Source organism: Streptomyces viridosporus (genome assembly GCF_002078235.1).
In the GTDB taxonomy this organism is placed as follows: Bacteria; Actinomycetota; Actinomycetes; order Streptomycetales; family Streptomycetaceae; genus Streptomyces; species Streptomyces viridosporus.
The window spans coordinates 1-15,024 of the sequence record NZ_MSGP01000327.1 but is presented as its reverse complement, the minus strand read 5'-3'; the positions used below and the strand labels follow the sequence as shown (position 1 = coordinate 15,024).

Genomic DNA, 15,024 nt, shown 5'->3' with positions numbered 1-15,024 from the left:
GCCCGCCCCCGGGGGCGGGCTCGGCGTGAGATGGCCGCGGTCGCGGATGGCAGTCGTCCCGCCCCGCTCCGGTTCAAGCTGTGGATCTCCACCGGGACCGGGCAGCACCGACGGACGGGCCGGCAATCGGTCTCGGCCCGGTTTCGCGGAAACCGAACCGGACCCGAGCCGTTTCGGTGCCTACGCGTTCACCGGGAGGTCGGCCCGCCAGCCGCGAAGCAGTGTGTGCATCGCCTTCTGGGCGAGCTGCTGGGCGCGCTCGTTGCCGACGGTGCCGATGCGGCCGAGCGACGCTATGCCGGACAGCGTTCCCCAGACGATGTCGCAGGCTTCGTCGAAATCAGCCAGGACCACGTCGTGGGCATCCGACCACATGGTGAGGAGTTCCCTCAGGAGGCCGATCATGGGGGCCGCCGCGCGCAGGCGCTCATCCGCGTCGACGGTGTTGTCGTTCATCACCTGATACAGGTGCGGGTGCTCGCCGGCGAACCGGACACTCTCGGACGCGAGCAGCAAGAAGCGCCGGTCGATGTCGGGCTCCTCGGCGGCCTGCTGCAGCTCGGCCATCATCAGACGGTAACCGTGAGCGACGAGCTCCAGCACGAGCGCGTCCTTGTTGGCGAAGTGCTGATAGACGACGGGTGCGGAGTATTCGACGGCGGTTGCTATGCGCCGGATCGTCAACGCCGTGGCACCCTCGTTCTCGAGGATGTGCAACGCGGCCTCGATGATTCGTTCGCGGGTGCTCGCGCGTTCGCGGGCCCGTCTGGCGCTGGTCGGCATCGTTGGCACCTCGCTTCCAGCATGTCCTCGGCACGGAGCCGCCGACGTCGGCGGCACCGTCACGGCACAGCCATCCTAACAACGTTAGAAGGTCTCGGCGGAACGCGCCGTACGCAGCACGACCGGCTCCGCGGGGTGCACCGTTACCCCGGGCGGACCGCGCCGCTACCGAGGCTGCGGACCCCGCCGCTGTGGAAGGGCGACCATCGAGGCGTCGCCTGGCGCGGCCGGCGGCTGGCCAGCGACCTGGGCCAGCAGACCGCACCACGAAGACAGGTCCGCTGCGGTGTCCGGGACACCGCCCAGCCCCTCGCGCGGTGTCCAGGACGCCCGGATCTCGATCTGCGAGGCCGACGGGCGCGCCGAGAGTCCCCCGAAATAGTGGGAACTCACGCGCGTGACCGTGCCGCTGGACTCCCCGTACGTCAGTCCGCGCGCCTGCGACCGTCACGGCCCGCCTGCACCGCGCCAGCGGGCCGCCGACCACCGTCTCCCCACGATGGATCCGAGAAGACGTCAACGCCCATCCCAAGCCGGAACCGTGGCCGGGCGAATGACGACTGTGCACGTGGGAGCCCTGGCACCTCTTCGCACGCTCAACCAGCTGACATCTCGGCGGGTTCAGACGCACCAGCAGTTCTCATCACGCCGCACCGCTGCGTGCGAAAACGGCTGCAGACGCCAGCTGAGCTGTCATGGTCGCTCCGTGGGACCTCGACCACGCTCCGCGACCACTAGGTCGCCGAGCAGTCGAAGAACTACCGGTACTCCACCAACCACCACCAGGCCGTCATCGACGCCGACACCCGGCTTGTCGTCGCGGTCGGCCGGCCGCTGCCCGGCAACCGCAACGACTGCACGGCATGGGCGGAGTCCGGTGCGAAGGACGCCGTCGGCCGCACCACGGTCATCGCCGACGGCGGCTACCGGGGCACCGGCCTGGTCATCCCGCACCGCCGCGGGCCCGGCTAGGGCGAGCTCCCGGCCTGGAAAGAGGAACACAACCGCTCCCATCGAAAGGTCCGCGCCCGCGTCGAGCACGCCTTCGCCCGCATGAAGACCTGGAAGATCCTCCGCGACTGCCGCCTGAAAGGCGACGGCGTCCATCACGCCATGCTCGGCATAGCCCGCCTTCACAACCTCGCCCTCGCCAGAGCCCCTGTCGAACGCGGCATGGCACGGCTGAAGTCCTGGCAGATCTTCCACAGATCCCGCATCAGCCCCAATCGCATGACCGTCATCGCCAAAGCCGTCCTCACCCTGGAGAGACAACGCTGAAAACGCTCAGTGAACGACGATTTACCCGGCCGAGCTGGTCGCATGAAGGCGGGATCCGCCGGAACAGGCTGTGCGGCCTGGGCACTTTGGCCCCGCGGTACTTGTGCCTGCTGTTCTGCCTGGACGCCGAACGCGCTGCACAGTTCACTTGTCACGTCGCCCGGCCAGGTGGCGGGAACACGTATCCCAACCCTCTAACACTCCTCCAGGGAGCAGGCAAGACGGCAGCGCACCTCCTCGTACGCAGCACACCACATCGACCCGCGGAGCCATAATGTCACTCACGTTTAAGCGCCCTCGGCGCATGGCCGCCCTCACAGCCGCCGGAATACTGACTGCCGGTCTGCTGCAGCTCGGTTCGGCCTCCATCGCCTCAGCAAGTATGCCTCCGGCCGGCCCAACCGCCAAGGCAGTGTCCGAGGGCGTCGCTCTGTCGCCGGCCTCCGAGCAAAATTTCGGATTTTATTGGAACGGAGTTCTCGCCGAGTACGTTGCGAAAGTCAGCATCAATGGGAATACGCTAACCGTAACCAGGTACCCCGGCGCCTCCTCCGTCATCGACCGGTGGATGGCGGGTTCAGCGCCGGCATACACCCTCGGCATCGGGCTGTTCGACTACATCGGAAACGTATTCAAGAGCTATACGTTCTACACCCCGGTCCTTGCGAGGGTGGAAATCAGCCGAAACGGTCAGCAGAAGCTCACCATCAAATACCTGCCGTAGGGTATCTCCTAGCGCCGCATCAAGCGACGTTCACCCTGTCCTGACCCGCCGCCCGGATCTAATCCGGGCGGCGGGGGTGTCCACTGACCTTGACTCACCAAAAGAGACAACGCTGAAAAAGCTCACTGGGTGAACGGCACAGGGGCTCTGACCCAGGGCTTCGGCGTAGTCGCGTGACGTCTGGTTCGTGATCATTCGAGGCCGAGTAGCGCGAGGGGGCGCCGAGGGTCGCGGGCATTGTGGCGGAGGCCAGCCGCGATATTCTTCACCCCGGCGGCCCGGAGGGCTCCGATGGCGAGGTTGCGCCAGGTGGCCATGGCGCGGGGCGCGTTGCCGGTCCGTAGCTGGGAGGCGTCCTCGGCGAAGGTGGTGTCGCGGATGTGGTGCAGGGCCTCGATCTTCCAGTGGTCGCGGATGAGTTGGATGATCTGGGTTGGAGTGGCCTGCTCGGCGGTCAGGCTGGTGACGGCGTAGACCGTCTTGACGGTGGTCTTGCCGGTCTTGCGGTCGGTGCGCCGGCGCTTGATCTGGACGGCCTGGCGGGCTCCCGGGAAGAGAAGGCCGTTGACGGTGGCAACCTTAATACGGCGAATCTCCGAGCGGCCGTGGCCGACGCCCTTGGTGCGTCCCTGAAGCGGGATGTCCTTCCAGGGAACGGACTTGAGCTGCCGGCGCAGCTTCTTCTGATTGCCCTTGACGATCACGATGTAGTGGGCAGCCCGGCCCAGGAGGTAGTCGGCATGCTCGCGCTGGGTGTGCATAGCGTCGCTGGTGACCACGACGCCGGCCAGGTCGGCGACGCTGTCCAGCAGCAGCTGGAAGCACGTGATCTCGTTGGTCCTCTCGCCGACGTCCAGCTGGGCCAGGACCAGGCCGGTGGCGTGCTCCAGTGCGGCGAGCAGGTGGATCTTGCGGCCCTTCGCTCTGGCCGCGCCGCGCAGGCTTTTGCCGTCCACGGCGAGGCCGCGCAGCCCGGTCGCCTTCGGGCGACGGTCCGCCAGCCAGCGTCCGACCGCCCGGTCCAGCGCGTCGCCGTCGATGCGGGCCAGCAGTCGGCGGACCGTGGTCTCGGCGGGCAGGACCCGCCTGGGCAGAAGCGGATCGGGGTCGGCACCGACCTGTTCCAGCACATACCCAGGGGCATCGGCGATCCATTCGCCGACCGCCAGCAGCGAGGTCGCTCCGGCCAGCACCGCGCACGCGGTGAGAGCGAGCACGACGGCCAGGCGGTGGCGCACCCCGCGTGGGTCACGCGGGTCCGGCACCTCTGCCAGGCGTTCCAGCAGGCCCGGGACCTCCTCGGGTCCGACCTGCGGATTCTCGCGCAGTTGGTCAAGGGCAGGCGGGATCAGAGATGATGCGTCGGCAGGCACGGTCTTCCGCTTGGATCACGGGGCGTCGAGAACTCCATGATCTTGGAAGCCGTGCCTGTCACGTTCCTGTCGAGCTGACAGAACACGACGAACCGAACATCAAGCGATCACATCAAGCCCCGCGTTGAGGGCGCCTGCGATCAGCCATATCTGGCAGTCGCTTACTGCGGTTCCCGCTAGTGAGGGCTCTGGGGTAATGGTCATTCGTCTGGGTGGTGTTTGGGCCCTGAGTGACTTTCGTTGCTCTGAATGGGGGATGTGCCCTCTAGCGTGCGGGGGTGACGATCTCGATCAACCCACCTTGCGAGGCAGAGCGGCCATTTGTGCGGCCGGACATGAGCGGAATACGCGTGGCGGTCACGGGGGCCACGGGCTTCGTGGGCCGACGCCTGTGCCGCCGGATCGTTGAGGGCGGTGGCCGAGTGACAGCACTGGTGCGGCCGCGGTCCGACCGCCGGGTGCTGGACGGCTGTCCGGTCGATTTTGCCGTGGCGGATCTGCTCACAGGCTCGGGGGTCGCGGGGGCGGTCTCGGACGCGAATGTGGTGATGCACCTGGCGGCCGCGCTACGGGTCGGATCGCATGCTGGCTTCCGACTGGCCAACACGGTGGCAACGGGTGTGTTGGCAGGCGTGTTGGCGACGTCGGGAGCGCCGCCGCGGCTGGTCGTGTGCTCGTCGCTGGCGGCTGCTGGTCCGGTCCTCGGGCAGGGGCGGGCGCGGTGTGAGGAGGACCCGCCCTGCCCGGTGTCGTCGTACGGAGCCAGCAAGCTGGCCGGGGAACGGGAGGCGCGGCGCTTCGCAGAACAAGTGCCGACCGTCATCGTGCGTCCGCCGATCGTGTACGGGCCGGGTGATGTGGCGTTCGTACCGCATCTGGCTGCGACGGCCCGGTCGCGGGTGGCGGTGCGGCCAGGCCCTGCGGCCCGCGTCTACTCGGTGCTGTACGTGGACGATCTGTGCGACGCGCTGATCGCCGCGGGCTTGCAGGGGCGTACCGCCAGTCCGGATGAGCCCCACAGCGGTGTCTATCACCTGTGCGACGGCGTTGAGTACACCCTGGCTGACCTGGTGCGGACTGCTGGTGCGCTGCTGGGCTGCGGCAGGCCGCTGGTGCTGCCCGTGCCGTCGCCTGTGGTGCGGGCGGCCGGTGTGGTGAGTGAGGCGGTCGGACGGTTGCAGGGCGGGGTGCCGGTGTTCAACCGGGACAAGGCGCGCGAGGCCGTGGCCGGGTCATGGACGGCCAGTTCGGATCGTGCGTACCGGGATTTCGGGTTCCGGGCCCGGGTGGGGCTCGAGGACGGACTGCGAGAGGCTTTCAAGGAGATGCTTCATGGCTGAGACCACCGAGCTGGCGCCGGCACCTGCGGGCGCGCCGTTGCTCCACGCGGCACGGAGGGGGCTTGGGCAGCTGGCGGTGGCGGTCGTCGGTATGTCCGGGCTGCGCCTGGACCAGCCCGGACGCCGGGTGCTGCGGGCCTTGGTCTGGGCGTGTCTGGTGGCTGCCGGTTTCGCGGCGGAGGAGCAGTTCCGCGCCGTTGCGGGCAGCGGCGCGGTGCGATGGGCAGCGGTCGGGTACGCGGTGGTGATCGCGGTCCTGTACTACGGCGGACTGATCGCTGTGCTGGACGCGGCGGTTGCCCGCCGCTTCACCCATGCCGTGGGTGAGGCGCGGGCGGTGGAAGGGTTCGACTTCGTGTTGGGGCTGCTGTTTCTGCAGCAGGGCTTGTGCCAGGGGCTGTTGATGGCGGCCTTCCCCGGCCAGTTGCCCGAAGTGGGCGTCGATGGTCTGTGGGTGGTGCTGGGCGTGGTGCTGGGCATCGTGGGCTTCGGCACGAAGCTGTGGGCGGCCTGGCTGACCGGCCTGAACACCTATTACTGCCGGGACATGTTCCTGGGCCGCGCTACCGCGACGGACGGCTACGTCGTCCGTGGCCCCTACCGCTGGCTGCGCAACCCGATGTACGGGGTGGGCAACCTGCACGGCTACGGGGTGGCGCTGTGCTACCGGTCGGTGGCGGGGCTGGTGTGCGTGGCCGTGTTCCAGGTACTGATCTACGTCTTCTACTTCGTGCGGGAGAAGCCGTTCATCGTCCGCACCTATCTCGGCGGCACCGCCGCCTGAAAACTCGTTGTGGGGCCGCCCCGCCGGCGGGGCGGCCCCACAACGAGTACTTCCCCCTGGTGCGGGCCAGACTGCGGTCGCGAGTCAGGGGGCGCGCAGGATGAGCGCGGCGTTGGCTCCGCCGAATCCGCTCGCCGTAGTCAGCACGGTGTGCAGGCGCGCGGACCTGGGGGCCTTGAGGACGATGTCGAGGTCGACGGCGTCGTCTTGATGGCTGAGATTGGCTGTGGGTGGGATGGCCTGATGCCTGAGGGTCAGCAGGGCGGCGGCGGCCTGGATGGCGGCTGCCGCCCCCAGGGCGTGTCCGATCGCGCCCTTCAGGGCCGTGACGGGCGGAGGCGCGGCGGAGAAGACGCGGTTCAGGGCGCGTGCTTCGGCTGCGTCTCCGGCCGGAGTCGAGGTCGCGTGGGCACTGGCGTGATCGATGTCGGCAGGCGTCATGCGGGCATCGGACAGGGCTGCTCTGACGGCTTGTTGCAGGCCGCCTCCGTCGGGGTGCGGGTTGACAGGATGATGGGCGTCGGCAGAGGCGCCGTAGCCGGCGACGGTGCCTTGGAAGGCGGCACCGCGGGCGCGGGCATGGTCGGGGTTCTCGAGCACCAGGACGGCGGCACCTTCGCCCAGGACGAAGCCGTCGCGGTCACGGTCGAAGGGGCGGGAGGCCCCAGATGGATCGTGCAGGCGGGTGGACAGCGCCCCCATGCGGGCAAAGCTGATGGCAGTGACAGGGGAGCGGCCGGATTCCGCGCCGCCAGCCAGGACAATGTCGCAGGTACCTGAGCGGATGAGGTCACGGGCGACGCCGATGGCGTGACCGCCGGAGGCGCAGGCACTGGTGACGGTGAAATTGGGGCCGCGGTAGTCAAGGTGAGCGGCAATCTCTCCGGCCGCCATGCTGGGCAGGGTCCGCGGCAGGAACAACGGGGACACCAAGTGGTGTTCACCGTTCCGGAGACGGTCGCAGACCTTGTCCACGCCAGTGAAGCTGTCGGAGGCGACCCCCAGGACGACGCCGATGCGGGTGGGGTCTGCCGTCGTTGGTGTGAGGCCGGCATCTGCGGCGGCCTCTTGGGCGGCGGCCAGCGCGAAGTGGATGAAAGCATCGGTCCGCCGCACCGTCCGTCGCGGTAGATGATCGCAGGCGTCGAATGCACGAACGGGGCAGGAGAGGTCCACCGGCAGCCCCGTCAGGAGCGGATCATGGGCAGAGCTGAAGGACTGCCCTGAACACAGGCCCTGCCAGGTCGTGTTGGCGCCGACGCCAGCCGGTGTGATCATTCCGATGCCAGTGACGGCGACATCGCGGGTCACTGCGCGGCCGCGGTGGACGGGACGGCCGCAGCGTTCGGGGACTGCTCGGCCACTGCTTGCACGAGCTCGGTGATTGTGGAGTCCTGTGTGAGGTCCAGGTTGTCGGCTACGTCGACTCCGTGGCGCTCTTCGAGAACGACGGCGAATTCGACCAGGAGCAGTGAGTCCATTTCGATGTCCAGCAGGGTGGTCTGCGAGGTGAGTTGCTTCTCGTCCACCCCGGTGACTTCGGCAAGGATCGAGACCACGGTGTCATGTGTGAGCGGCATGGACAGCCTCCTGTGCAGTATGGGAGAGAGCGGGCAGACATGAGCACGGCTCGCTGTGTCGCACGCAGCGCGCGTACAGGCGGTGGCGTTTGTGTACCGTGGCGCCGACGACGGCCAGTGTCCTGTTGGCGGCTTCGTTGTCCTCCAGGACCCAGGACACGTCGAGCTCGTTCCAGCCACGCGTGAGGCTGCTGGCCACTGCATCGGCGGCCAGAGCGAGGGTGGCTCCCTGGGCACGGCTGTCTTCGCGGACTCCCAGGGCCATCAGGCGGCCGCGGGTGATGGCGCGACTGCCCCGCCACACGCGCCAGGCTCCGACCGGCCAGCCGAAGCGGGTTAGATGTCCGCGAGCGGGCGCGAGGGCCTGGTTGAAATCGGGCAGCAGGATGCTGAAGCCGACGGGTGTTCCCTCGTGCTCGACGATGCGGACGCCGGTGGGGGCGAGCAGCCGGATCTGCCGGGCCAGGTAGGTGAACTCCGCGTCGGTCGCCGGTGCAAAGCCCCAGTTCTCCTGCCAGCACGCGTGATACAGCGCCCGCACGAGATCGCACTCGCTGTCGAAGCGTCGCCAGTCCGCCGCTCGCACCGTCAGACCACGCCTGCGCCGCAGCAGGTCGCTGTGACCGGCCCACCGCGTGACCTTGCGGCTGGTCGGGGACAGCCGCCACGACAGCAGTTCCTTGACCGGGGTTAAGCCGCCCGCGGCGAACAGGTCTGTGTAGTAGGGAGGGTTGTAGGGCATGCCGATGCGCGGGGCGTCGTCAAAGCCGTCGACGAGCAGTCCGCACTCGTGGTGCATGTTCGGGTTCATCGGGCCCGTCACGGTGTGCATGTCCCGCTCACGCAGCCAGGCCACCGCCCGCTCCCACAGGGCGCGCGCCACGGCAGGGTCTTCGGCGCACTCGAAGAAGCCCACATAGCCTCGGTGCCCGCGGGCTGGTCCGTCCGGACCGATGATGGCCGCGACCCGGCCCACCGGCACCCGGCCACGACGGGCCACGAAGTAGCCGACCTCGCTCTGGCGCAGGTAGGGGTTGCGGCGCGGGTCGAGGAACTGACGCCGCTCCACTTCCAGCGGGGCCACCCAGTGCGGGTGGGCCTTGTACAGCTGGTAGGGCAGCCTGATGAAGTCATCCATGTCGACACGGCTTCGGACCATCACGACGTTGACAGGGCCTTGCGGGGGCCGAGGATCGCTCATCAGGCGGGACACGGGATCGGGTCCGCTGCCACGCCGGTCGAGTCGCCGGACGGCAGGAGTCGGCCCACGACCTCCAGGATGTGGTCGATGTGTGCTTCGGTGTGGGCAGCGGTGATGGACAGGCGCAACCGGGATTGTCCCGGCGGGACGCCCGGCGGCAGGAACGGCGTAGCGAACACACCGGCCTCAAGCATTGCCCGCCATGTGTGCAGGCACTGGTCGGCGTTGCCGGCAGGGAGGGCCACGATGGGGCTGGACCAATTGGGACGGACGTATCCCAGCCCGGCCAGTCCGTCGTGCAGACGGTCCGCCAGCTCGGCCAGTGCTGCGCGCTGTTCGCACTCGTCGCGGATGATGCGCAGCGCGGCGAGCGCTGCGGCGGCGGTCGGTGGCGGCATGGACGCCGAGTAGACGGCGGCACGCCCGAACACGCGGCAGTGCTCGATGAGTTCGGTGCTTCCGGCGATGAATCCGCCGCCGGCGCCGAACGCCTTGGAGAAGGTCCCGGTCAGTACGTCGATCTTCTGCTCGCAGCCGAGGTGCTCACCGGCTCCGCGCCCCGATGGGCCCAGGACACCGATGTCATGAGCCCCGTCGACGATGAGCATGGCCGCATAACGTCCGGCAAGATCCGCGATCTCCGGCAGTACGGCCAGCTCCCCGCCCAGCGAGAACGCCCCCTCGGTCACGACCACCGGCGACAGGCCGTGTTCCGACGCTTCCTCCAGCAGCCGCGCCAGGTGGCGGGGAGTGTTGTGCCGGAACCGGCGGTTCTTGGCGGATCCCAGCCGCAGCGCATCGACGAGAGAGGCGTGGATGTGGCGGTCGGCGATAACCACCCGGTCTTCGTCGAGGAGACAGGCCAGGGCGAGATTGGCCTGGAATCCGGTCGTGGCCAGAAGCACCGCCGGGCGGTGCAGGAAGTCGGCGAGTTCCTCCGCCAGTTCCGCGTGCACCGACCAGGTGCCGCTCGCCAATGGTGAGCCGCAGCAGGAGACGCCCAGATCACGCGCCGCGCACGCTGCCGCCTCGCGTACCCGTGGATTCGACGCCAGGCCCAGGTAGTCACCGGAGGCCGCATTGATCGCCCGCATGCCTTCGACGAGGACCTCTCCCGGAGCCGGCTGCCCGGTGACCCGGCGGAAGAACGGATAACCGCCGTCATCCCGAGCCCTGTTGACGGCGGCCCAGGAAGCAGCCGCACCACTCACATCTGACATCGCTTACCTGCCCTGTCACAGCGTGCACTCCAAGATCGCCGCAATCGTAGCCCATTGGAGTCAGATGATGACAAGCTGTAATTCTGGGTGTCTCTTGTTCGGATACCCGACACTCAACGCAAGGACGCACGAGGTCCCTTGACTACATCTGACCAGTGGAAACCCCCCACACATAGAGAGCCTCACGTCGCGGCGGCACCTGCGCGGACACCCCGGGGAGAGGTCTCTCTCCCCACACAGTTGTCACCCATTCGGACCACACGGGAGATCGCCCGCCGATCTCACCCGCACCAAGCGGCCCGGTCTCTCCTGAGGGCCGTGGAGAAGGTGACTCTCGGGTATCTCTTCTTCGCTGCCACGGTGGTGGTCTGGGGCCGTGAGGCCGTACCGCACGCCGCGTGGCTGACGGGGGCCTACGCGGCCCTGGCCGGCTTCGTCTTGGCCTGCGCCGCGGCACACCACCGCTGGGCGTCGCTGGCCCTGGGATTCGTACGGGCGCTGTACCCGCTGGCCTGCGCGCCGCTGCTGTTCTCCGCGTCCGGCCCTCAGTCGCTGGCCCTGCACGGCCGTCTGCTCGACGACGTCATGCTGACCTGGGAGCAGCACCTGTTCGGCGCCCATCCCAACCTCCTGCTCGGCGCCCTCGCCTCCCGCCCCCTCACCGAGGCGCTCAGCCTCAGTTACAGCTCCTACTACCTGTACTTCGTGCTGCCCCCGGCCTACTTCCTTGCCAAGGGCATGCACCAGGCCCTGCACCGCTATGTCCTCGCCCTGTGCCTCGCTCTCTACCTGTGCTTCCTCGGCTTCATGCTGCTGCCCCTCGCCGGCCCCATCGCCGCGCTCGCCCCGGCGTTCGCCCCCGGCCAGTTGCACGGCTATCTGGCCCAGCCCCTTCAGGCGCAGCTAATGGCAAGCGCCGATCCGCCCGGCACATGTTTTCCCTCCTCCCACGTCGCAGGCGCCTGGGCAGCGGCGCTCTCCGTACGGGCAGCCCCCGTTCCGCGGCCCGCGAAGCGGCTGATGATCGCGGCCACGGCGCTGCTCACCGTGGCCGTGGTGTACTGCCGCTACCACTACGTCCTCGACGCCCTCGCAGGAATGGCCACCGCCGCACTGGCCCTCGCCCTCACCGGCCGGCTCACCCATACCGCGGCAGCGGCCGACCGCTGCCGCGGTGGTCAGTGAGCCGCAGACGCCTCCGCGGAACTCCCGGCGACCGTGTCCGGCCCGCGGTTCGGATCACGCGCTTCGTGCGGGGCAGGTCGTTTGAGCCATGCCGGGGCCCACCAGTTGGCCCGCCCGGTCAGCTGCATGAAGGCCGGCACCAGGATGCCGCGCACCAGCGTGGCATCGACCAGGACCGCCACTCCCAGTCCCACGCCCATCATCTTCAGTGTCGTGATGGCAGAACTCGCCAGTCCGGCCATGCTGATGGCGAAGACCACGGCGGCCACAGTGATGAGCTGGCCGGTGCGGGCGATGCCCTCGACGATCGCCTCCCGGTGATCACCATAGGCGTCGTGGTGCTCCTTGATCCGGGCCAGCAGAAAGACCTCGTAGTCCAGCGACAGTGCGAATGCGATCGCGCACAGCAGCGGCGGGATCGTCATGTCCAAGAAGCCCGTGGTCGTGAAGTCGCCGACCAGCCAGCGCAGATGGCCCTCCTGGAAGATGTAGACCATGCTGCCGAGGCTGGCCGTCAGGCTCAGCGCCGCCAGGGCGACGGCCTTCAGCGGAATCAGTACCGACCTGGTGTACAGCAACAGCGCGGCGAGTGTCGTGGCCGCCATCAGCAGCACGGCCCAGGGCACACGATGGGCCAGAGCCGCCTTCGCATCGACATGACGGGCCGGCGAACCCCCCACCCAGCGCGGTCCGGGCGGGGGAAGGTCCCGCACCCGCTCCACCAGGCGGGTGGCCGCCGCCGACTGCGGATCCAGCCCCGTCGATGCCTTCAGCCACACTGCCGTCGCCTTCCCCGGTGCTGCCTTGACGGCCGCGGTGTGATGGCGGTCGTGGTAGCGGCCCGTCGGGGCGGTGACCTGGACGACGCCCGGCAGCGCACTGATACGCCGCGCGTACCGGTCGATCTCGCGGTCGCCGGGGACCGGGGTCAGTACGACGATGAGATCGCGGTCGGGCTGGGCAGGGAAATCGGTGCGGAGGCGTTCGGTGAACTCCCGGGCCTGTGAACCGGCGGGGAGTGCACGTTCGTCGGTGAACCCCCAGTGAGCCTGGCCGAAAGGCCACACCAGCGCCGCCAGCAGCGCCGCGCAGCAGGCCGCCCATGGCCACGGCGCCCCGGTCACCCAGCGGGCGAGCCGCCGCCAGGCCGGACTCGACGCCGCCCGGCGGTGCCCGATCCGGGAGCCCAGCATCGCCAGTATCGCCGGCACCAGGACGACGGTCGCCGTCGCCGCCAGCAGTACCACCGCGACCCCGGCCACGGCCATCGACCGCAGCCACGGGAACGGGAACACCCACAGCGCCGAGAACGCCAGTGTCACCACGCCGGCGGAGACACACACGGTGCGACCCGCGGTCCGGGCCGCCCTGACCGCGGCATCGGGCACAGCGAGCCCTCGCGCGCCCTCCTCACGAAAGCGCGTCACGACCAGCAGGGCATAGTCCACGGCCAGCCCGAAGCCCAAGGTAGCCGCGATGTTCAGCGAGGTCGCCGACACCTCCGTCACACCACCCAGCAGGCGCATAAACGCCCACGATCCCGCCACCGCCAACGCCCCCACCAGCAGCGGAAACAGTGCCGCCAGCAGGGAGCCGAAAGCGAAGACCAAGCATGCGAAGACCACGGGGGCGATCACCAGTTCCGCCCGCACAAGGTCCCGTTCGCCCTGCTCGGCTGCCTGGATCCCGGCCCAAACCCGACCGCCGGGCGACACCCGCAGCGCGCCCTGCTGGCCCGTCACCCGTGGCGCGATCCGCGACGCGGCACGCGCCTGCGCGGCCTCGTCCCCCTCCAGCGCGACGCCGATGAGCGCCGACCGGCCGTCGTTCGCCCGCAGGGCGGGCGAACGCGACGTCCAGTACGCCTCCACCGCGGCCACCCCCGGTTGAGCAGCAACCCGCCGTGCCAGCGCCGCCCCGTCCGAACGCGCCCGTGCCGAGTCGACCGAGTCCTCCGACCTGACCCGTAGCACCAGCCCCGGGTCGGCCCCCCTGAACTTCCGCAACAGTCCATCCGCATGCGCGGACTCCGTTCCCACGGAGTTGTATCCCCCCGTCGACAGGGAAGCCGTGGTGCCAAGCATCGCCACGCACACCACAGCCGCAGTGCAGAGCACCGCCGCCCACACCGTGCGCGCGGGATTCCTGACACTGTGACAGGCCAGCAAGGACAGCCATCCGCCCCCGTCTACACCCACGCCCACCTCCGGTCCGCCCGGCCCCGTTCCATCGTGACTCGGTGCACAGCCATCCCGTGGCCCGCTGGCATCACGGTCATCACACGCAGACCTGGAGGTCACAGAAGTTCCCCCGCGCCGTACACAAGTCCCAACGCAGAAGCGGAGAAAGCGGTCGTGTTTCCGGGGGCGGAATGAGCGGCAACCGGATTGACCAATACGGTGAGCGCGTCGCCAACGGCGCGGGGGAGACACACGAGCGGGATTCCTCTCGAAGATCACGGACAAGTCGGCGATCTTCGTATCGGGCACTGTCTCCGTCTGTACGGGGTTTGACTGTTGACTCACCCTCCCGGGCGGCAAATCACATGATCGGCGGGGAGGGCTCAACCAGCATGCCTCCGCGGCGTGCGACACGCTCTGGCCCTCGCGCTGACCGCGTGTGCGGTTCTGGCCGAGCAACCTCCTTGACGTTCGCTGAGGGTGCTTCCCAGCTGCGGACGGCACCGCGCCTCGCACCATGGCCACCTGGCACACTCTCGCCATCGGCGCCCTCCGCCTGACTGGCAAGACGAACATCGCCTCCGCGCTGCGGCACAACGCCCGCCACGCCCGCCTTCCCCGGACTCATATGATCACGAAACGGGCACCATGCGACTACGCCGAAGCCCTGATCGCCCAGACCCTCAACGGCTACAGCTACGGCGCTCAGAACCCCGCCACCTTCGCCGACCCCACCGGCATGATTGTCGCCGAATGCCGGACAGGGGAGATCAGCTGCACCGGCGGAAAGCCCGACAAGCCCAAGCCGCGCCCCAACACCGCCGTCTCAGGCGGCAACCCCGGCAGCCCCGGCAACTCCGGCAGCTACGTACCCTGGACACCTGGCAGCAAGAAGCGTATCCCCGCCGACCCCAGCAAGGGCCGATACAACGTCTACGGCCACCAGGGCCGCAACTCCTACGGACCGAACCACGTCTACACCCAGGCGCAGTGGAACGCCGACCACGCCAAGGCCCAGCAGCGCCAGGCAATAGACAATGCCAACCGAAAAGATAAGGAAGATGTGCAGCGCACTCAAAACAAGAAAAACGGCTGGGACAGCTTTACTAGTGGTCTGGGTGATGTTTGGGATGCGACTGGAGGGAAGGTTGCGTCGGCCGCCGCGGATGCCGCTGATTCTGTTTGGGATCACAGAAAAGAAATAGGTGCGGCTCTTATTGGGGTCGCTGGTTTTACTGGGGGCGCGCTTTGTGGTGCATCGATTGTCTGCGGTGTGGCAGTCGGTATTGGCGCGGGCGTTACTGCCTATGTGGTCGCGAATGGAGAGAAGTCGACAGTGGAGGGCGCATTGTGGGCGGGCGGGACTGGGGCAGTTG

The 15,024-nt window shown here is 68.6% G+C and carries 12 protein-coding genes and 2 pseudogenes; 6 read left to right on the top strand and 8 right to left on the bottom strand.

Annotated features, from left to right (window positions below):
* Positions 1-180: 180 nt before the first annotated feature.
* Together B7L92_RS22900 and B7L92_RS22895 are read right to left on the bottom strand one after the other, a co-directional pair.
* On the bottom strand, positions 181-783 hold the full coding sequence (locus B7L92_RS22900) for a TetR/AcrR family transcriptional regulator (protein ID WP_081239332.1): 603 nt from the start codon (positions 781-783) through the stop codon (positions 181-183).
* 165 nt (positions 784-948) lie between these two features.
* Positions 949-1,224, bottom strand: a pseudogene (locus B7L92_RS22895) (DUF3000 family protein); the annotation flags it as partial.
* 267 nt (positions 1,225-1,491) lie between these two features.
* Here B7L92_RS22895 and B7L92_RS42585 point away from each other — a divergent pair.
* Both B7L92_RS42585 and B7L92_RS22885 read left to right on the top strand, forming a co-directional pair.
* Positions 1,492-2,061 (top strand): annotated as a pseudogene (locus B7L92_RS42585) (transposase); the annotation flags it as partial.
* 304 nt (positions 2,062-2,365) lie between these two features.
* Complete coding sequence (locus B7L92_RS22885) at positions 2,366-2,785, top strand: hypothetical protein (protein WP_143626365.1); 420 nt, start codon at positions 2,366-2,368, stop codon at positions 2,783-2,785.
* Positions 2,786-2,976: 191 nt separating this feature from the next.
* Here the strand turns inward: B7L92_RS22885 and B7L92_RS22880 are convergent, their stop codons facing one another.
* On the bottom strand, positions 2,977-4,158 hold the full coding sequence (locus B7L92_RS22880; RefSeq protein WP_081239330.1) for an ISAs1 family transposase: 1,182 nt from the start codon (positions 4,156-4,158) through the stop codon (positions 2,977-2,979).
* A 278-nt stretch (positions 4,159-4,436) separates the two neighbouring features.
* Between B7L92_RS22880 and B7L92_RS22875 the strand changes: the two genes are divergently transcribed.
* Positions 4,437-5,498, top strand: coding sequence for an NAD-dependent epimerase/dehydratase family protein (locus tag B7L92_RS22875; RefSeq protein WP_255311088.1), 1,062 nt, complete (start codon positions 4,437-4,439; stop codon positions 5,496-5,498).
* Positions 5,491-6,282 (top strand): methyltransferase, encoded by a 792-nt coding sequence (locus B7L92_RS22870; protein WP_081239328.1) that lies wholly within the window; start codon positions 5,491-5,493, stop codon positions 6,280-6,282. Before B7L92_RS22875 ends, B7L92_RS22870 begins: the two co-directional genes overlap by 8 nt.
* Positions 6,283-6,366: 84 nt before the next feature.
* Here the strand turns inward: B7L92_RS22870 and B7L92_RS22865 are convergent, their stop codons facing one another.
* The 4 genes from B7L92_RS22865 to B7L92_RS22850 form a co-directional block, all read right to left on the bottom strand.
* The gene (locus B7L92_RS22865; RefSeq protein ID WP_081239327.1) at positions 6,367-7,593 is read right to left on the bottom strand and encodes a beta-ketoacyl-[acyl-carrier-protein] synthase family protein; all 1,227 of its coding nucleotides are present in this window, start codon (positions 7,591-7,593) and stop codon (positions 6,367-6,369) included.
* Positions 7,590-7,862, bottom strand: a complete 273-nt coding sequence (locus B7L92_RS22860; RefSeq protein WP_081239326.1) for an acyl carrier protein — start codon at positions 7,860-7,862, stop codon at positions 7,590-7,592. The genes B7L92_RS22865 and B7L92_RS22860 overlap by 4 nt, the downstream gene beginning before the upstream one ends.
* Positions 7,846-9,000, bottom strand: coding sequence for a hypothetical protein (locus tag B7L92_RS22855; RefSeq protein WP_255311087.1), 1,155 nt, complete (start codon positions 8,998-9,000; stop codon positions 7,846-7,848). The genes B7L92_RS22860 and B7L92_RS22855 overlap by 17 nt, the downstream gene beginning before the upstream one ends.
* A gap of 62 nt (positions 9,001-9,062) precedes the next feature.
* On the bottom strand, positions 9,063-10,283 hold the full coding sequence (locus B7L92_RS22850) for an aminotransferase class I/II-fold pyridoxal phosphate-dependent enzyme (protein WP_081239325.1): 1,221 nt from the start codon (positions 10,281-10,283) through the stop codon (positions 9,063-9,065).
* 318 nt (positions 10,284-10,601) lie between these two features.
* On the opposite strand from B7L92_RS22850, the gene B7L92_RS22845 reads away from it, so the two are divergent.
* On the top strand, positions 10,602-11,468 hold the full coding sequence (locus tag B7L92_RS22845; RefSeq protein ID WP_081239324.1) for a phosphatase PAP2 family protein: 867 nt from the start codon (positions 10,602-10,604) through the stop codon (positions 11,466-11,468).
* Here the strand turns inward: B7L92_RS22845 and B7L92_RS22840 are convergent.
* Entirely contained in the window at positions 11,462-13,552 is a 2,091-nt protein-coding gene (locus tag B7L92_RS22840) for an MMPL family transporter (RefSeq protein ID WP_255311086.1), read from the bottom strand. The two genes, B7L92_RS22845 and B7L92_RS22840, sit on opposite strands and share 7 nt — an antisense overlap.
* Before the next feature lie 613 nt (positions 13,553-14,165).
* Here B7L92_RS22840 and B7L92_RS42580 point away from each other — a divergent pair.
* Positions 14,166-15,024, top strand: an 859-nt coding sequence (locus B7L92_RS42580; protein WP_143626364.1) for a hypothetical protein, incomplete at its 3' end; no start/stop codon positions are given.